The organism is Photobacterium sp. SKA34 (assembly GCF_000153325.1).
Classification (GTDB): domain Bacteria; phylum Pseudomonadota; class Gammaproteobacteria; order Enterobacterales; family Vibrionaceae; genus Photobacterium.
The window spans coordinates 447,428-464,295 of record NZ_CH724143.1 but is presented as its reverse complement, the minus strand read 5'-3'; the positions used below and the strand labels follow the sequence as shown (position 1 = coordinate 464,295).

The 16,868-nt window shown below is 40.3% G+C and carries 14 protein-coding genes; 2 read left to right on the top strand and 12 right to left on the bottom strand.

Annotation, left to right across the window (positions count from 1 at the left end; translation table 11 throughout):
* The 4 genes from SKA34_RS23695 to fabB all read right to left on the bottom strand — a co-directional run.
* Positions 1-642 (bottom strand): aspartate-semialdehyde dehydrogenase (locus tag SKA34_RS23695; protein WP_006646392.1); only part of this gene is annotated, 642 nt, incomplete at its 3' end.
* Positions 639-1,814: a 4-phosphoerythronate dehydrogenase gene (locus tag SKA34_RS15060; RefSeq protein WP_006646391.1), complete on the bottom strand. Its 1,176-nt coding sequence runs from the start codon at positions 1,812-1,814 to the stop codon at positions 639-641. The genes SKA34_RS23695 and SKA34_RS15060, both read right to left, overlap by 4 nt.
* Before the next feature lie 19 nt (positions 1,815-1,833).
* Positions 1,834-3,000, bottom strand: coding sequence for a nucleotide sugar dehydrogenase (locus SKA34_RS15055; RefSeq protein ID WP_006646390.1), 1,167 nt, complete (start codon positions 2,998-3,000; stop codon positions 1,834-1,836).
* 205 nt (positions 3,001-3,205) lie between these two features.
* Positions 3,206-4,420, bottom strand: a complete 1,215-nt coding sequence (gene fabB / locus SKA34_RS15050) for a beta-ketoacyl-ACP synthase I (RefSeq protein WP_006646389.1) — start codon at positions 4,418-4,420, stop codon at positions 3,206-3,208.
* Positions 4,421-4,753: 333 nt separating this feature from the next.
* On the opposite strand from fabB, the gene mnmC reads away from it, so the two are divergent.
* Entirely contained in the window at positions 4,754-6,811 is a 2,058-nt protein-coding gene (mnmC, locus tag SKA34_RS15045) for a bifunctional tRNA (5-methylaminomethyl-2-thiouridine)(34)-methyltransferase MnmD/FAD-dependent 5-carboxymethylaminomethyl-2-thiouridine(34) oxidoreductase MnmC (RefSeq protein ID WP_006646388.1), read from the top strand.
* A 72-nt stretch (positions 6,812-6,883) separates the two neighbouring features.
* Here the strand turns inward: mnmC and SKA34_RS15040 are convergent, their stop codons facing one another.
* The 6 genes from SKA34_RS15040 to SKA34_RS15015 form a co-directional block, all read right to left on the bottom strand.
* A complete protein-coding gene (locus SKA34_RS15040) occupies positions 6,884-8,182 on the bottom strand; it encodes a glycoside hydrolase family 18 protein (RefSeq protein ID WP_006646387.1) in 1,299 nt (432 codons plus the stop codon).
* Between the two features lie 310 nt (positions 8,183-8,492).
* Positions 8,493-9,866 (bottom strand): MBL fold metallo-hydrolase, encoded by a 1,374-nt coding sequence (locus SKA34_RS15035; RefSeq protein WP_006646386.1) that lies wholly within the window; start codon positions 9,864-9,866, stop codon positions 8,493-8,495.
* Positions 9,867-10,043: 177 nt separating this feature from the next.
* Positions 10,044-10,484, bottom strand: a complete 441-nt coding sequence (locus SKA34_RS15030; RefSeq protein WP_006646385.1) for a phosphotyrosine protein phosphatase — start codon at positions 10,482-10,484, stop codon at positions 10,044-10,046.
* A gap of 99 nt (positions 10,485-10,583) precedes the next feature.
* Entirely contained in the window at positions 10,584-11,639 is a 1,056-nt protein-coding gene (locus SKA34_RS15025) for an LPS O-antigen chain length determinant protein WzzB (protein ID WP_006646384.1), read from the bottom strand.
* A gap of 22 nt (positions 11,640-11,661) precedes the next feature.
* The gene (locus SKA34_RS15020) at positions 11,662-11,919 is read right to left on the bottom strand and encodes a YfcL family protein (RefSeq protein WP_039860696.1); all 258 of its coding nucleotides are present in this window, start codon (positions 11,917-11,919) and stop codon (positions 11,662-11,664) included.
* 11 nt (positions 11,920-11,930) lie between these two features.
* Positions 11,931-12,488: an elongation factor P hydroxylase gene (locus SKA34_RS15015; RefSeq protein WP_006646382.1), complete on the bottom strand. Its 558-nt coding sequence runs from the start codon at positions 12,486-12,488 to the stop codon at positions 11,931-11,933.
* A 316-nt stretch (positions 12,489-12,804) separates the two neighbouring features.
* Here SKA34_RS15015 and SKA34_RS15010 point away from each other — a divergent pair, with 316 nt between their 5' ends.
* Positions 12,805-13,425, top strand: coding sequence for a trimeric intracellular cation channel family protein (locus SKA34_RS15010; RefSeq protein ID WP_006646381.1), 621 nt, complete (start codon positions 12,805-12,807; stop codon positions 13,423-13,425).
* An 84-nt stretch (positions 13,426-13,509) separates the two neighbouring features.
* Here SKA34_RS15010 and aroC read toward each other — a convergent pair whose 3' ends face one another.
* Positions 13,510-14,595, bottom strand: coding sequence for a chorismate synthase (aroC, locus tag SKA34_RS15005; RefSeq protein ID WP_006646380.1), 1,086 nt, complete (start codon positions 14,593-14,595; stop codon positions 13,510-13,512).
* Positions 14,596-14,777: 182 nt separating this feature from the next.
* Complete coding sequence (locus SKA34_RS15000; RefSeq protein ID WP_006646379.1) at positions 14,778-16,682, bottom strand: fructose-specific PTS transporter subunit EIIC; 1,905 nt, start codon at positions 16,680-16,682, stop codon at positions 14,778-14,780.
* Between the last annotated feature and the right edge of the window lie 186 nt (positions 16,683-16,868).

Below are 16,868 nucleotides of genomic sequence, written 5' to 3'. Positions count from 1 at the left end.
TTCTTCTTTGGTGTAACCGTTGTCCATAAACTCATCGATATGAGGTATACAGTTAAATGCAATTTGCTTGTCATAAGCGCTGTTCTCAGCAGGCAGACCATTCAGTAATTTTGCCGTTTGACCCGCAAGCTCATCAATCCCCTTACGACCAGAGCCTGATACAGATTGATAAGTCGCGACATTAATACGATCAATACCGTAAGCATCTTGAATTGGCTTAAGTGCAACTAACATTTGAATCGTAGAACAGTTGGGATTTGCAATAATATTACGGTTACGATAATCAGCAATCGCTTCAGGGTTTACTTCAGGGATCACTAAGGGAACATCATATTCATAACGAAATTCAGATGTGTTATCAATAACAACGACGCCAAAATCAGTGGCGATAGGCGCCCAATGACGTGATGCTTCAGCACCTGCTGAAAACAAAGCAATTTGAACTTGGCCCCAATCGAAATCCTCCACGTTCTTCACACGGACTGATTTACCTTTAAAACGTAACACTTTGCCAGAGCTACGATCACTTGCCAGCAAGTAAAGATTGCGAACAGGAAAATTACGCTCTTCTAGCACCTCGACCATAGCTTCGCCGACAGCACCTGTTGCGCCTAGTATTGCGATATCATATTCCTGACTCATTGAGTGACCTCTACTACTGTAAAACCTAATTTAGCCAGCGACTCTACCTCAAAATCTGCCTTGCCTGCTACTGTAATTGCACTATATTCACGGCGATCCCAGTAGTTTTTTCGCATCATATCAAAAGCAGTGGCCATTTTGCTGTTATCGTCACCAGCTAGCTGCATTTGACGACGGAAGATACCGTCGTCTTTACGTACATCATACACCAATTGGGTAAGGCTAAATAAACTTGCCTCATCCCATTGACGGCTCAATTCAACCAGAGGGATTGGCGCAACAGGTAATAGTTCACTCGCATCTACTTGCTTATCAACCCCAAGAAACTCACAAAAGCGGTTAAATACCATGGTTGTTCCACGAGCTTTACCTTCAAGCCCATATCCAGCTACATGCGGTGTCGCAAAAGCTAAATACGGTAGTAGCTCTAAATCCACCAATGGCTCTTGCTCAAACACATCAAGTACTGCTGTGAGTGATTTCCCTGCACCATTCTGAGAAGCCACTAGAGCGGCTTTTAAAGCATTATTATCAACGATAGGACCACGAGCTGCATTAATTAATATGGTATTGGGTTTTAATGCATTAAGAAAAGTTTCGTTTACTAAATGATGAGTTGGAAACTCAACATCACGTGTTAAAGGCGTATGAGTAGTAATAACATCACACTCAGCAAGTAGAGTTTCAACTGAATCAAATTTACGATCATCGCCCTCCGCTTGCTTTAATGGATCATTCAACAGATAACGAATGCCTAATGCATCTAAACACTTCGCCAAATATGAGCCCACATTACCAGCGCCAATGATCCCAACAGTACGGTCAAAAATAGAAAAACCTTGTTGCTGCCCTAATATCATTAAGCTACTAAGCACATACTCAGCAACACCCACTTTGTTACAGCCTGGCGCTGCTGTAAAAGTAATGCCACGCTCAGCTAATAACGATTGATCAACATGATCTTGTCCCGCTGTTGCCGTTCCCACAAATTTTAGCTTATCGGCTTTTTCTAACAGACAGTTATTAACTTTTGTCACCGAGCGAATCATGAGGGCGTCGATCCCAACCAAATCATCAGCCGTTAAGTTTCGACCTGGTTTGGCGATGACCTCACCAAGTTCACTAAACAACTCCAACGCATACGGCATATTTTCATCAATAAGGATTTTCATTTCGGCTTCCCTGCTTTACTTAATCAGCCCCGAACAAGTCTCGGGTATATACTTTTTCTTGTACGTCTTGAAGTTCAACCGCCATACGGTTAGAAACAATTACATCAGACATCGCTTTAAATTCTTCAAGATCTTTGATTACTTTTGAATTAAAAAATTCATCTTCTTCCAGTACTGGTTCAAACAGCACCACTTCAATACCTTTGGCTTTTATACGCTTCATTATGCCTTGAATACTGGATGCGCGGAAATTATCAGACCCTGATTTCATTATTAAGCGATAAACCCCCACAACTTTCGGTTGTTTAGCAAGAATTGAATCAGCAATGAAATCTTTACGTGTGGTATTCGCATCCACAATCGCACCTATAATGTTATTAGGTACGTCACGGTAATTCGCGCGTAATTGCTTAGTATCTTTAGGTAAACAGTAACCACCATAGCCAAAAGATGGATTATTATAATGATTGCCAATACGAGGATCTAAACCCACACCTTCGATAATCTGACGACTATCTAAGCCTAATGCTTCCGCATAGCTGTCGAGTTCATTAAAATAAGCCACACGCATCGCAAGGTAAGTATTGGAAAATAATTTTACCGCTTCTGCCTCTGTAGAATCTGTAAATAAAACGGCAATATCTTGCTTTTCAGCACCTTGTTTTAATAATCCAGCAAAGATCTCAGCTCGCTCAGAACGTTCACCGACAATAATACGAGAGGGATATAAATTATCGTACAGTGCACGACCTTCACGTAAGAACTCTGGTGAGAACATAATATTCGTAATGCCAAACTGTTTTTTAATACTTTCTGTATATCCAACAGGCACGGTTGATTTAATCACCATGGTCGCTGATGGATTTTTCTTGGCCACATCTTTAATAACTGCTTCTACTGAACTGGTATTAAAGTAATTAGTGATCGGATCATAATCAGTTGGGGTCGCTATAATGACAAACTCAGCGCTATCATAAGCATGTGATGCATCCGTTGTTGCTACAAGGTTCAAAGCTTTCTGCTGTAAAAACGCTTCAATCTCCGTATCAACAATTGGAGAGAGACCTTGATTAATTAACGCAACTTTCTCTTCGATAATATCGAGTGCAACAACCTCATTATGCTGAGATAAAAGCACCGCATTAGACAGACCGACATAGCCGGTTCCCACCACAGTAATTTTCATTAATTAACCTCAATGAATAAATGTGCAAGTAACTGTAATTAAACCCTTGCCTACTGACTTTAGTGTAACTGAAAACATATAAAAAAAACAAAAGCAGCAATATCTAACAACTATCTCACTGTATTATTGAAAAAGAATGAATAAAAAAAGAGCCATAATCTCTTATGACTCTTTCTTAATATAAACGGTGATTAATTAAATACGATTACGCTTCGTATTTCTTGATCACTAGCGTGGCGTTAGTACCACCGAAACCAAAGCTGTTAGACATTACCGTCTTCAGTTCAACATCACGCTTATCAGTCACAATGTCAAGGCCTTGTGCTGCTTCATCTAGGTTATCAATATTGATGCTTGGTGCAACAAAACCGTGCTCTAGCATCAGTGTTGAATAAATGGCTTCATGGACACCTGCAGCACCCAGTGCGTGACCTGTCATTGCTTTTGTTGCTGAGATTGCTGGACAATTATCACTAAACAGCTCTTGAATAGCACCTAACTCTTTTACATCACCAACGGGTGTTGATGTGCCGTGAGTATTAATGTAGTCAACTGGTGCATCAAGATCTTGCATCGCCATCTTCATACAACGAACTGCGCCTTCACCAGAAGGTGCAACCATATCGTACCCATCAGATGTTGCGCCATAACCGACGATCTCACCGTAGATTTTTGCGCCACGTGCTAGTGCGTGTTCTAGCTCTTCAACGACAACCATACCGCCGCCACCAGAAATCACGAAACCATCGCGATCTGCATCGTAAGTACGTGATGCTTTTGATGGATCATCATTGTACTTGGTTGATAATGCGCCCATTGCGTCAAACATCATTGTTAATGACCAATCTAGCTCTTCACCACCACCAGCAAAAACAACGTCTTGCTTACCCAATTGGATTAGCTCTAATGCGTGACCAATACAGTGTGCTGATGTTGCACATGCTGAGCTCATGGTGTAATTAACACCACGGATCTTAAACGGTGTTGCTAAACATGCAGAAACCGTTGAAGACATCGTACGTGGTACCATATAAGGACCTACACGCTTAACGCCTTTTTCACGTAACGTATCTACAGCAAGGTATTGGTTATGTGATGATGCACCGCCAGAACCTGCAACTAAACCTGTACGTTCGTTAGAAACTTGATCTTCAGCTAAACCTGAATCGGCAACAGCTTGCTCCATTGACAGATAAGCAAAAGCCGCGGCATCACCCATGAAACGCATTTTCTTACGATCAATATGCTCTGCTGGGTTAATTTTTAAATCACCCCAAACATTTGAACGTAGTTTCATTTCAGCAAACTGCTCAGAAAAATTAATGCCTGACTTGCCTGTTTTCAATGACTCTAGTACTTCTGCAACGTTGTTACCAATACTAGATACAATGCCCATGCCTGTAATTACGGCTCGTTTCATGATGACTTCCTACTAAAATTAATTGGATATAGCCTAACCGTGAGCTCTCTCTACGGCGGGTTTACTCCCAAACGGCTTTAAGATGCGCGTTCATAACAATAATTATACCGTCTTTAACGGAACATCATATCTTAAAGCGGTTTGGCGTTTGTTATACCGAGATAACAGAGCTACCGACTATAACGGCTTTAGCGGTAAAAAGTGGTCAGCTTTCCTGATATTCGGGTACAATCGGTTCAAAATTGCCATTTCTTTCTATATTACGCCTAAAAGTGGTGATATTTAAACCATGTTTTCGATAATCGTTTGTCCGTTATAAAAGAGGTTTCCCTTTTGTCTTCTTCACAACAAGAAAAATCCACCTTACAAATTGAAAATGCCGTTCTTGATTGGAATGATGTGGGAACCCCCGTCTCAAATAACTTTGATGATGTCTACTTCTCCAACGTTAATGGATTAGAAGAAACACGCTATGTTTTCCTTAAGCAAAATGGCTTACCTGAGCGCTGGATTGACGGCGACCGTCGTCGTTTTGTTATCGCTGAAACAGGATTTGGTACCGGATTAAACTTTTTAGCCGTATGGAAAGCATTTAAAGATTACCGTTCTCAACACCCAGATGCGACAACCACAGAGCTACATTTTATTAGCTTTGAAAAATTCCCGGTTACTCAACAAGATTTGATTAAAGCACATCAAGCATGGCCTGAACTTGCAGAACTTGCAGAGCAGCTTCATACTCATTACCCTCCAGCTATTACAGATTGTCATCGTATCGTATTAGAAGATGGCATGATCACCTTAGATCTCTGGTTTGGTGATATCAAAGATTGTATGCCTCAAGTATGGGTTGGCGATGAGGGTATCATCGATGCATGGTTCCTTGATGGTTTTGCCCCTAGCAAAAACCCTGAAATGTGGAACCAAAACTTATTTAACGGCATGGTTAAAATGGCACGTAAAGGTTGTAGCGTAGCAACCTTTACAGCTGCGGGCTTTGTTCGTCGAGGGTTAATTGAAGCCGGTTTTGATATGCGCAAAACCAAAGGCTTTGGTACTAAACGTGACATGATCGTAGGCCACGTTGCTGAACGCCAACATAAAACGAATATTACGCCTTGGTATAATCGTGAAGCACAAACAGAGTCAAACTCAAATATTGCTATTATTGGTGGTGGTATCGCATCTGCAACTACCGCATTAGCTTTGATCCGCCGTGGTCAACATGTCACATTATATTGCGCTGACAATGAACTTGCTGAAGGCGCTTCAGGGAACCGACAAGGTGCTGTCTACCCATTATTAAATGGTAGTAACGATAGGCTATCTCGTTTTTTCTCTAGCGCTTTTATCTTCGCGAGACAACTTATAGAGCAATCCGCAATTCACGTCGATTTTAGTCATAACTGGTGCGGCGTGACCCAATTAGCATGGGATGATAAATCAAGCCATAAACTCGCAAATATCATCAATGGTGGTTTTGCATCTGAACTTGTTCATAAACTCGATAAAGAACAAACTGAGCAAATCACAGGGGTTGAAACGGGCTTTGAAAGTGTTCATTACCCGCTTGGCGGCTGGTTATCACCTAAAGAGTTAACCACAGCATTAATTGAACATGCCGTGAATGAAGGGAAACTGACACTAAAAACACAAAAAGAATTATGTCAGTTAGATCAAGTTAAAAAAACGCAATGGCAGCTTACCTTCACTGATGGAAGTCAAGCACAACATAGCACGGTTATTTTGGCTAATGGTCACCGCTTTAATCAATATCCACAAACCCAGCAGATCCCTGCATCTTCTGTTCGCGGGCAAGTCAGCCATGTGCCGACAGATCCATCACTGGGCAAGCTAAAAACTGTACTTTGTTATAACGGCTATCTCACACCAATGAACCCTGAGACACAGAGTCATTGTATTGGAGCCAGCTACGATCGTAGTAATATAGACCTTAACTTTAATGAAAATGATCAACAAGATAACAAACAACGGTTAGTAAACTGTTTACCTAATATTGAGTGGCCTAAACAGATAGATATAGATGGCTTTGATATTCAAAACAGAGCACGTGTTGGCATTCGCTGTGCGGTACGTGATCACTTACCGTATGTGGGTAATGTTTGTCGTTATGATGATTTATTACAACAATACGATGATCTTAGAGATAATCAAACGTCAGCGAAAGCTGTCCCAACCTATAATAATCTTTTTGCTATAGTTGGTTTAGGCTCTCGAGGATTAAGCTCAGCGCCATTACTCGGCGAACTCTTAGCATCGCAAATTTGCGGCGATCCATTACCACTACCACTTGACGTACTTGAAGCGCTCCATCCTGGACGCATGTGGGTCAGAAAGCTACTTAAAGGCAAAGCAATTCAAGTACTGTAAATTAATAAAAAAGCGCAATGACTATCCTCTGATTACTGGCGGATAATTTATTGCGTTTTCTTTGTTGTACCGTTACTTCAATTCTGCCGACATAACATTCATTAATTCATTATTTTCATCGCCAGATAAATCCCATACAAAAAGACCTGCAAGCTTGTTTTTCTTTACCCAATCAGCTTTGGCTTTTACCGAGTGTGAATCATCATAACTAATAAAAACTTGTTTCTCTTCATTCCACAAGTAAGGCGCCTCAGCTTTCTCATCATAGCCAGAGATATAGCCTTGTGCTTTTGTATAGTTACGTTTTAAATCCCAATACATAAAGTAACCAGGCTCTTGTGCTGACGTACCAAAACTTGCACCTTGCGTAGAAGAAAGCTCTTTCGGAATAGCCTTGCCATCGAATCCTTTGGTTCCTTCCCAGCCTCTACCATAAAACGCCGCACCAACGACTAATTTATCGGCAGGGATACCAAGAGAAATCATTTTATTCACAAAGACATCGGTGCCCATTCCCCACCAACCATTATCCGTAGCATGAAGATTCGTTAAATGCCCTGTTTGTATCCCCCAGCCACCTAAATAATCATAAGTCATCGCAAACATATTGGTTAAGTGCGGTGCAACAGCAACCCAATCAATCGACTCAGCTTTACTTCCTACACCAACAGCAGTAGAAAGCTCATATTGACGCCCGGTTTTCTTCTCTAAGTTGTCTAACTCAGCATGTAGTGTTTTCACTAAATGAGTATACGCTTCTTTTTCTGATGCTTTCTGCTCATCCGATAGTTTAGTATCAGGATTCCAAGGAGACGTTGTTAAACCGCCACCACCTGGGTATTCCCAATCTAAATCAATACCATCGAAAAAGTCATACTCAGCAATCAGTTCTACGGCTGATTTGGAAAAGTGTTCAATCGACTCTTTATCTTTCGCCATTGCATGGAAAGGTTCAGACATTGTCCAACCACCAAAAGAAGGCAATATTTTAAGTTCCGGCTTTTCATTTTTTAAATCTTTAAGCTGAGCAAAATGTCCTTTATAAGCAACCTTAGCTTTCGTCGGCCCAAAGTCTTTCTGCAATGCAGATACTTGATCAACAATCACTGCACTAAACGGTGCTTTACCTTCACATGCCTCTTTAATTTGTTTCTGAACCGCATCAATCGCGCCTTGATGTGGACCACACATGCTTAAAAAAGCATAAATAACATGAGTAAGTTTATCTGCAGGAATATCTTTAACAGTGTAAGGATTAGCTTCATTATTGTATTGCCAGTCGGCAAAGTAACCCGCAACAACAGGAGAATCAGCAGCAATTGCTGAAGAGCTTAATAGAGCGACTATCATAAGAGGTAAAATAGCTTTCATGAGTGTCCTTATTTATCATTGTAACTAGCGGCTAATGCTTCTAGCTTCACAATAAAAATAAGAACAACAGCTAAGATAACAATGAGCCAAATATAGGGTGATGACTACCTTAGTTTGAATATTGATAAGAAGTGATAAATAAAAAGCGTAAAGACTAAATTTTAGATATTTTTCAGATTCAGCTCTTATTTATAATTGAAATGAAATTAAAACCATTAATATTATGTTACTCGATGCACATTATTGTATTGAGAGCAAACAGCGTAATCACTCTCAAAAAAGACATTAGAAACTCTATTTAATTATATTGCTATTCATTAGCAGCAATAATGATATGAGCTTCAGGCTTACACTCTTGTAAGCAGTTTGCCAGTTGTGTTTGCGCAATAACATCACCATGAACAACACGGATCACAGAGGGACCATCATTAATCCCAGCAACAAATCGGACTAAATCGTCTTGTGCCGCATGAGCTGAATAGCCAGACATTTGATAGATACTGGCGTTAACATCTATAACTTGGTCATGTATTTCAACTTGTTTATCGCCATGACATAACTCGCGCCCCAGTGTTCCTTCTGCTTGATATCCAGCAAAAATGACATCAGTTCTGGAGTCTGGCAATAACGCTTCTAAATAATTAACGATACGCCCACCTGCACACATCCCACTAGCCGCGACGATTATTGCAGGCTCCCCTGAATGCTTTAAGCGATTAACTAACTCGATATGATCTTGATGTTTTTCTATTGTCACGCATTGCTCAAAAGAAAGAGGATGACGCCCCATATAACGACTATCTTTTGCTTCTTTTGACCATAACTCTTGAAAATGGCGATATTGCTCTGTCACTTTCAAGGCTAACGGTGAATCTAAGATTACGGGTAACGATTTCCAGCATCGATAAGTATTATCATGACTCGAACCTGTTAATACATCTGCTAATATATTCTCGATATCAAACAATAGCTCTTGTGTTCGACCCACACTGAAAGCAGGAATTAAGATCGCTCCACCATCTTGTAATGAATGTTCTATAATTTTCCGCAAATGAACTTCACGTTGCTGAGTATCATGTAGGGCTTTATCGCCATAAGTACTTTCAATCACAAGCAAATCTGCTTTTTCAGGGGATACAGGATCAGTTAATAACGGCGTATTACAAGGACCAAGATCGCCACTAAATACGGCAATATTTTGGTCAGGAAGTTCTACTTCTATATAGGCAGAGCCTAAGATATGACCAGCTTGACGAAAGCGAACAGAGACGCTGTCTCCATTTAATAAAACGACTTTCGCCCAACAATCATAAGGGACAGGACGTATTTTTTGCTGAATCAGTTGTATAAATTGCTTACATTGCTGAGAGTTAAATCCTAATTGGATTTTTAAACCATCTTCAAGCATTAACGGCAATAATGCTGCCGTTGCTTCTGTCGCATAAATTGGACCGGTAAAACCAGCGGCAAGTAACCATGGAATACGACCAATATGGTCAATATGGCTATGAGTGATCAAGAGCGCTTCAATACGTTTAACATCGAATTCAATATCAAACTTATTATTCTTATTTTCAGCGCCCTGAAAAAGACCACAATCAACTAATAGGCTGCTATTACCAATAACTAACTCATGACAAGAGCCTGTTACGCCAGTTTTGGCTCCATGGTGAATAATATCCACGAACATTCCTTGTGTTTATATTTCGTCCAATTTTTGATAATGACAGAGCTATTACCATGATAGAAATATTAACAACTAGAATCAGAGCCGGCTCACGAAATCAACGAAAAACAGCTATGTAACACATAAGTAACGTATTACTCAGTAAGCAAGTAAACCATATTTATAAACGAAAAATTAAAGTTTAGCCGACCACGCTTGTGAGGCTTGCTCTACTAACATTAATGAATGCTCAAACGCTTCACGACTTTGACGGTATGGATCTGGAATGTCACGTTGACCAATCCATTGTCCAAACAGCATGGTTTTACCTCGAGCTTCAGGCGCAATATTGGTCACAGCTTCAATGTGCCCCTTTTCCATCACTAAAATCAGATCATATTCATGACATAACTCAGGCGTTAGTTGCTTCGCTTTATGATCAGATAAATCAACACCATATTTCCCCATCACCTCACATGCCATCGCATCAGCCCCCTTACCAACTAACCCGCTTTTTTGGGTTGCAATACCTGCAGAAGCGATGTGTTTGGCCGGTAACTTTTTATGCAATATACGTTCACCCGAAGGAGAGCGACAAATGTTGCCGACACATACCACGAGGATTTTGTTGAACATGGTTAACTCCGTTTAATTTTATTCAATAAACAAAAAGGCTAAGTAATATAGTACTTAGCCTTTCATTTATGTTCTAACTTTCTTCTGCGTTAAATTATCTTATTTAGCGTTTTTATTAAACGCGCTCTTTAATAAAACAATTGCAACACCAAGCATCATACCAAGTAAGAAACCTAGTACAGCAATGAGTGAACGCTTTGGTTTATCACGACTGATTGGGTAATCAATATCTTTTAGATAACGCACGCTTTTCATTGCTGTATCTTTGTCTAAGTAAATTTTTGATAGTAGCCCTAACTTAATCTTAATTTGGGTTAAACTTGGCTCAAAGAAACTAAGATCTTTCATTGATTTTAATATGTTACTTTGTTCTTTTAACCCTTCAGTACCAAGTTGTATAGGAAATACACCCGTTAAATTTACGTCTGCCAACGGCTTATTAACCTTCGCAGAACGAGCAATATCTAGAGCATAATTAGTTTTCAATAAAAGCGCTTTCTGTTTTTCTTTCGCTTTCAACTCTAAAGACTCTTTTGAAGCTAACAAAATTTGCTTATTGTGTGCAATTTTTGATGCGATAACAGAGAAAGCTTCATCGCGAACTTGATCTGTTATAAATGAGGAATATGCTTTGAGTAAATCATGTGCTGCTTCAGAACTTCTAGCTTCAAAGCTCAACTTGTAAACATTTGGTCGTTTTTTTTCATCGTTCAGAGAGGCGTCAATTTTTTTCGCCCAAAAAGCAATAAATTTGCCTTTATCTTCCTTATTAACACCATCATCTTTTGCATATTGTTCAATGATAGAATTTTGCTCTAAAAATGCTTTTTTGTTATCGAATGCATTAAATTCTGTTATGAATTCGTTCAGTAGACGACCACTTTCAAAAATATTATTGACTTTTGAAACATCAATTACAGAGTATAGGTTCGTCACTTGACTACGAATGTTAGCTGTATCCTTGTACTGCCCTCTGGTTACAGTAGCATCTGAAGTCCACCACTGCTGAGCAGTCAGTGCATAAACAATTGCACAGACAGTGAAAACAATTGAACATAAAGCAATTGTCACCTTACCTTGCCAAAGTGTTTTGACTAACTCAGCTAAATCAATTTCATCATTTGATGAGTTATTTACAGCTTGAATATTACTCATTATTTTTCCACAAACCTAAAAACTAAGCCGAAATCTTTTGCCACATTTGGCATACAAGAACATAATCAGAAGGAGAAAGCTCACTTTTTGCATCAGCAATGCTTTGTTCTACTTTATCCTTCATTAATGATAGTAGTGATTCATTTTCAGACTCACAATCAGCTGCCGCTAATGAAATATGCCCACGTAAATAACCACCAGCAAACAACTCATCATCTGTTGCTGTGTCTATTCCATCGTCGATAAGCAATAATAGCTTCTCTTCGTATTCTTGAATTATCATTTCTTATCCTATACACAACACATTTCGTTATATCGAGAGGGTTGTATGAAATCCTGTTCTGTTAACTGTTTGATATCATAAAAAGCTCGAAAAGCATCAGATAACATTTTTGCTTGCCCTGAAATTCCGCACTCTAAATAGGTTAGTGCTTGCTCACGTACTTTTAACGTGAACGCTACCCTATCAGGCTCACAGTCACCACTCAAATTGTCACAACTTACTTGGAATTTAAACCCGCAACTTGCTGATAAAATCCACTCTATGGCCTGTGGTTTAATCTCTACTTTCTCGAACGCTGCTTGAACTGCCTCTGAACGTCCATCAGGTTCATACCAATAACCATAATCTTCTAATTTTCGTCTTTCTACACCTGCAATACACCAGTGTGCTAACTCATGCATTGCCGAGGCAAAATAGCCACGGGCAAAAATTATCTGATTATGCTGTCGCTCACTAGAAGCAGGCTGATAAATTGGCTCTTCACCGCCTAGAAGTAACTCTGTATTGAGGCTTTCTAAAAATAACCCATTAAAAATGAAGATTAAGTCGTTGTAATCATGTCTCATACTAATGGTAACTTCTAAAATACATAACTTATCGATTATACAATGCAGTGAATCTAAGTGCGAATATTCTTAAGATTACAGACTATGACAAACGTCATATTCTTGTCATTTTATAAATAACACAGCAATTTTTGATTGCTTTTCAGCCAACTACTTTAATAAAAGACTGTATACGCCACTTGAAGAATAATAAACCTAAATACTAAGTTATCAATATAGGATTAATTAAATTCATGTATAAATATTTTCTTTTCATTAGAAGTAGATGACTATCACAAATACAATCAGCCCAATTTCTTTTAGGACGATTATTACCATGCTGCTTTCAGTTTTATACATTATTGGCATTACGGCAGAAGCGATGACCGGTGCACTAGCTGCAGGTAAACGCCACATGGATTGGTTTGGAGTAATGCTAGTTGCAAGTGCTACTGCAATTGGTGGAGGGACAGTTCGTGACATATTACTCGGTCACTACCCTTTAGGCTGGGTTGCACACCCACAATACTTAGTGGTCACTTGCGTTGCAGGGATCTTAACTACCTACTTTGCCCGTTGGGTTGTACGTTTTCATAAAGTGTTTATCTTGCTCGATGCTATCGGCTTAATCGTATTTAGTATTATTGGATGTCAAGTCGCGATGACAATGGGGCTTTCTCCAATAATTTGTGTCGTTGCGGCTGTTGTGACAGGCGTATTTGGTGGTTTGCTACGTGATATGATCACTCGTCGTAAACCTATGGTGCTGCATAAAGAGCTTTATGCATCAGTCGCATTCATTGCTGGCATCATGTATTACGTCATGTCTTATATAGGTGTACACCCAGATATCACCACACTATGTACCTTGATTACAGGTTTTAGCCTACGCATGGCTGCAGTGTACTTTAGCTGGAGCTTACCTGTGTTTGAGTTTAAAGAAGAATCCTTTCATTAATATTCACCATATTATTCCCAGATAAGACAAAGCCACGCTGAATACATCAAGGCGTGGCTTTTTTATATATCAGTTTTATATAAATTAAATCCTCGGTGTATCAGTAACAACATCTGCGTTTTGACCGCGATGACGTAATAGATGATCCATTAAAGTAATCGCTAACATGGCTTCAGCAATAGGTACCGCACGAATGCCAACACATGGATCGTGGCGACCTTTCGTCACAACTTCCGCTGATTTACCCTGCTTAGTAATGGTTTCACCCGGAACCGTAATGCTTGATGTTGGCTTAAGGGCAATATGTGCCACAACATCTTGACCAGATGAAATACCACCTAAAATGCCCCCAGCATGATTAGTTTTAAATCCTTCCGGTGTCATCGCATCACGGTGTTCGCTTCCACGTTGTTCAACCACATCAAAGCCGTCACCAACTTCCACACCTTTTACCGCATTAATACTCATTAAAGAGTGCGCAATATCGGCATCCAAGCGATCAAAAACGGGTTCACCTAAACCAACAGGGACATTTTGAGCAACCACGGTAATTTTCGCACCGATTGAGTCGCCTTCTTTTTTCAACTTACGGATCAGTTCATCGTAAGCTTCAACTTTATCAACGTCTGGGCAGAAGAATGCATTCTGTTCGATTTGATCCCAATCGACCTTATCGATTTTTACATCGCCCATTTGTGATAGGTAAGCGCGCACTTCAATACCATGTACTTGCTTTAGGTATTTCTTTGCCACAGAGCCAGCAGCAACACGCATTGCCGTCTCACGAGCAGATGAGCGACCACCACCACGGTAATCACGTACCCCATATTTTTGATGGTAGGTGTAATCGGCATGTCCTGGACGAAATAAGTCTTGAATATTTGAGTAATCTTTAGAGCGTTGATCGGTATTTTCAATCAATAAACCGATAGATGTGCCCGTTGTTACACCTTCAAATACGCCAGATAGAATTTTCACTTCATCAGGTTCGCGACGTTGCGTAGTATATTTTGATGTTCCCGGGCGACGGCGATCCAAATCATGCTGCATATCAGCTTCAGTTAATGCGAGTCCCGGTGGGCAGCCATCTATAATACAGCCCAGCGCCAAGCCATGGCTTTCGCCAAATGTGGTGACGCGAAATAGTTGTCCAATCGTATTTCCTGCCATTACTTCCTCTGTGATATCTCTATGCTTACATGCATTTTTAATTTTACTAATACTGACATAGTGCAAAGTTGTCCGATAGATTGCAAGAACAAGTGTGCAAATTACCGCCAGTCCAGTTTTTCAGAAACAAAAAAGCGACAGGCTTTTACCCATCGCTTTTATTTAGCTCTTTATATTAGTAATTAAGCGGTTGCTAACGCTCGTTCAGCCTTAGCTTTACGTACTTTCTTGAGTGTTACCGCAACAAGAGCAGTAACAACCATACCAGATGCCATACATAGTATTGCAAGCGCAGGTTTGTTCATCGTACCCAGTAATGCCACCACTGGACCACCGTGTGCCACACTGTTAGTAATACCAAAAGAGAACGCCATCACTGCAGCAACCATACTACCTAAGACGTTTGCTGGAATCACAGACAATGGATCTTGCGCAGCAAATGGAATTGCACCTTCAGAGATACCTACTAAGCCCATTGCACCCGCCGCTTTACCTGCTTCAACTTCTGATTGCTCAAAGATATTTAACTTACGACCAAGTACTGTTGCTAAGCCCATGCCTAAAGGAGCGACTGGAATTGCACATGCCATAGCACCCATGAATTGCGTTTGGCCATTGGCAATCATACCGACAGAGAACAAGAACGCGACTTTGTTAAAAGGACCGCCCATATCAAAGCCAGCCATACCACCCAGTACAATACCAAGTAATACTACGTTACCTGTGCTCATTTCAGTAAGCATGCTATTCATGCTATCCATCAATCCAGCGATTGGCGCACCAATAACGAAGATAAATAAACTAGCAATAAACAAGGTGCCAGTAATTGGCGCAATAAGAATCGGCACTAATGGCTGCACCATCTTATGGTAATTACGTGTTGCAACCCAACGAACGAAGTAACCCACCAGCAAGCCTGCAACAATGGCACCAATAAAGCCAGTACCCGCACTTGCGTCATAAAATGAACCGTTATTAGCAATCCAACCGCCAATGAAACCCGGTGCTAATGCAGGACGATCACCAATCGCAAAAGCAATGTAACCCGCAAGAATTGGGATCATTAAGGTAAATGCAACAACACCAACGTCGAGCACTTTTTGCCATAAACTACCCGCTGGAATTTGCATACCAGAATCAGTGGGTTGACCACCAATGGCCAGTGACAATGCGATTAACAATCCACCTGTTACCACAAATGGGATCATATGGGATACACCGTTCATCAAATAGCGATATAAGTTTGAACGGGTTTGCGCGACTTTGCTTTCGCTAGAGTCAGAAGTGTCATCACCATCAGCTTCATAAGCTTTCGCCACTAACGCTTGTTGAATTAAGCCTTTTGCATCTTTAATTGGTGCTTTTACACCGGTTTTAATCAGTTTTTTACCAGCAAAGCGAGCCATGTCTACTTGCTTATCACAGCTAACCACAATCGCTTCTGCACGAGCAATTTCTTCAGCTGTTGGGGAGTTCTTGACACCAATTGAGCCATTGGTTTCTACTTTTACTTCATAGCCAAGCTCAGCACCTGCTTTTTCCAATGCCTCTGCGGCAAGGTAAGTATGAGCAATCCCGGCAGGACAACCTGTCACACCAATGATCAAACCTTTCGTTTGTGCTTGCGTGACGGCTTGCTCTTTTTCTTCAAGTAATAAAGCTAAGGCTTCTTTTTCAGTCTTAGCGGCTAAGAACTTCTCAACAAAACCATCTTCAATCAACTTTGATGAGAGTTCAGCTAATACTTCAATATGATGATTATCGCCGTTATCAGGTGATGCGATCATGAAAAACAATTGTGATGGTTTACCATCTTCTGCGCCGTATTCAATACCTGTACGGCTAACACCAATCGCTACAGCAGGTTGTGCAACGGCTGCACTTTTGGCATGAGGGATAGCGATCCCTTCTTCAAATCCTGTATTGCCTAATTCTTCACGTGCTTTTACATCAGCAATGAATTGAGCTTTATCAGCCACGCGCCCTTGCGCTGCTAATATTTCAGCCATTTCATTAAACACGTTATCTTTGGTTTTCGCCTTAAGATTAAGGTTAATTAAGCTTTCGTTGATCAAGGAAGTGATCATGTTCTATCCCCAAGAATTATTTTTATCGTCCATCACACTGAATTTGATGGATTTGAGTATGGGAATATTGTCTGGTGTTTGGCAGCTTCAAAATAGAGCATAAAAAAGGCTTTAGCTGGATAAATGTAACCTAACAATAAGGATGTGAACTATCACACACTTTATTAAAACGTAATAAAATGGTTC

What these genes read in the sequence shown, in the direction of transcription:
- SKA34_RS15010 (WP_006646381.1), top strand. Translation starts at nt 12,805, where the DNA reads ATGCTGCTTTCAGTTTTATACATTATTGGCATTACGGCAGAAGCGATG.
- aroC (WP_006646380.1), bottom strand. Translation starts at nt 14,595, where the DNA reads ATGGCAGGAAATACGATTGGACAACTATTTCGCGTCACCACATTTGGC.
- SKA34_RS15040 (WP_006646387.1), bottom strand. Translation starts at nt 8,182, where the DNA reads ATGAAAGCTATTTTACCTCTTATGATAGTCGCTCTATTAAGCTCTTCA.
- SKA34_RS15015 (WP_006646382.1), bottom strand. Translation starts at nt 12,488, where the DNA reads ATGAGACATGATTACAACGACTTAATCTTCATTTTTAATGGGTTATTT.
- SKA34_RS15025 (WP_006646384.1), bottom strand. Translation starts at nt 11,639, where the DNA reads ATGAGTAATATTCAAGCTGTAAATAACTCATCAAATGATGAAATTGAT.
- SKA34_RS15060 (WP_006646391.1), bottom strand. Translation starts at nt 1,814, where the DNA reads ATGAAAATCCTTATTGATGAAAATATGCCGTATGCGTTGGAGTTGTTT.
- SKA34_RS15030 (WP_006646385.1), bottom strand. Translation starts at nt 10,484, where the DNA reads ATGTTCAACAAAATCCTCGTGGTATGTGTCGGCAACATTTGTCGCTCT.
- fabB (WP_006646389.1), bottom strand. Translation starts at nt 4,420, where the DNA reads ATGAAACGAGCCGTAATTACAGGCATGGGCATTGTATCTAGTATTGGT.
- SKA34_RS15000 (WP_006646379.1), bottom strand. Translation starts at nt 16,682, where the DNA reads ATGATCACTTCCTTGATCAACGAAAGCTTAATTAACCTTAATCTTAAG.
- SKA34_RS15055 (WP_006646390.1), bottom strand. Translation starts at nt 3,000, where the DNA reads ATGAAAATTACTGTGGTGGGAACCGGCTATGTCGGTCTGTCTAATGCG.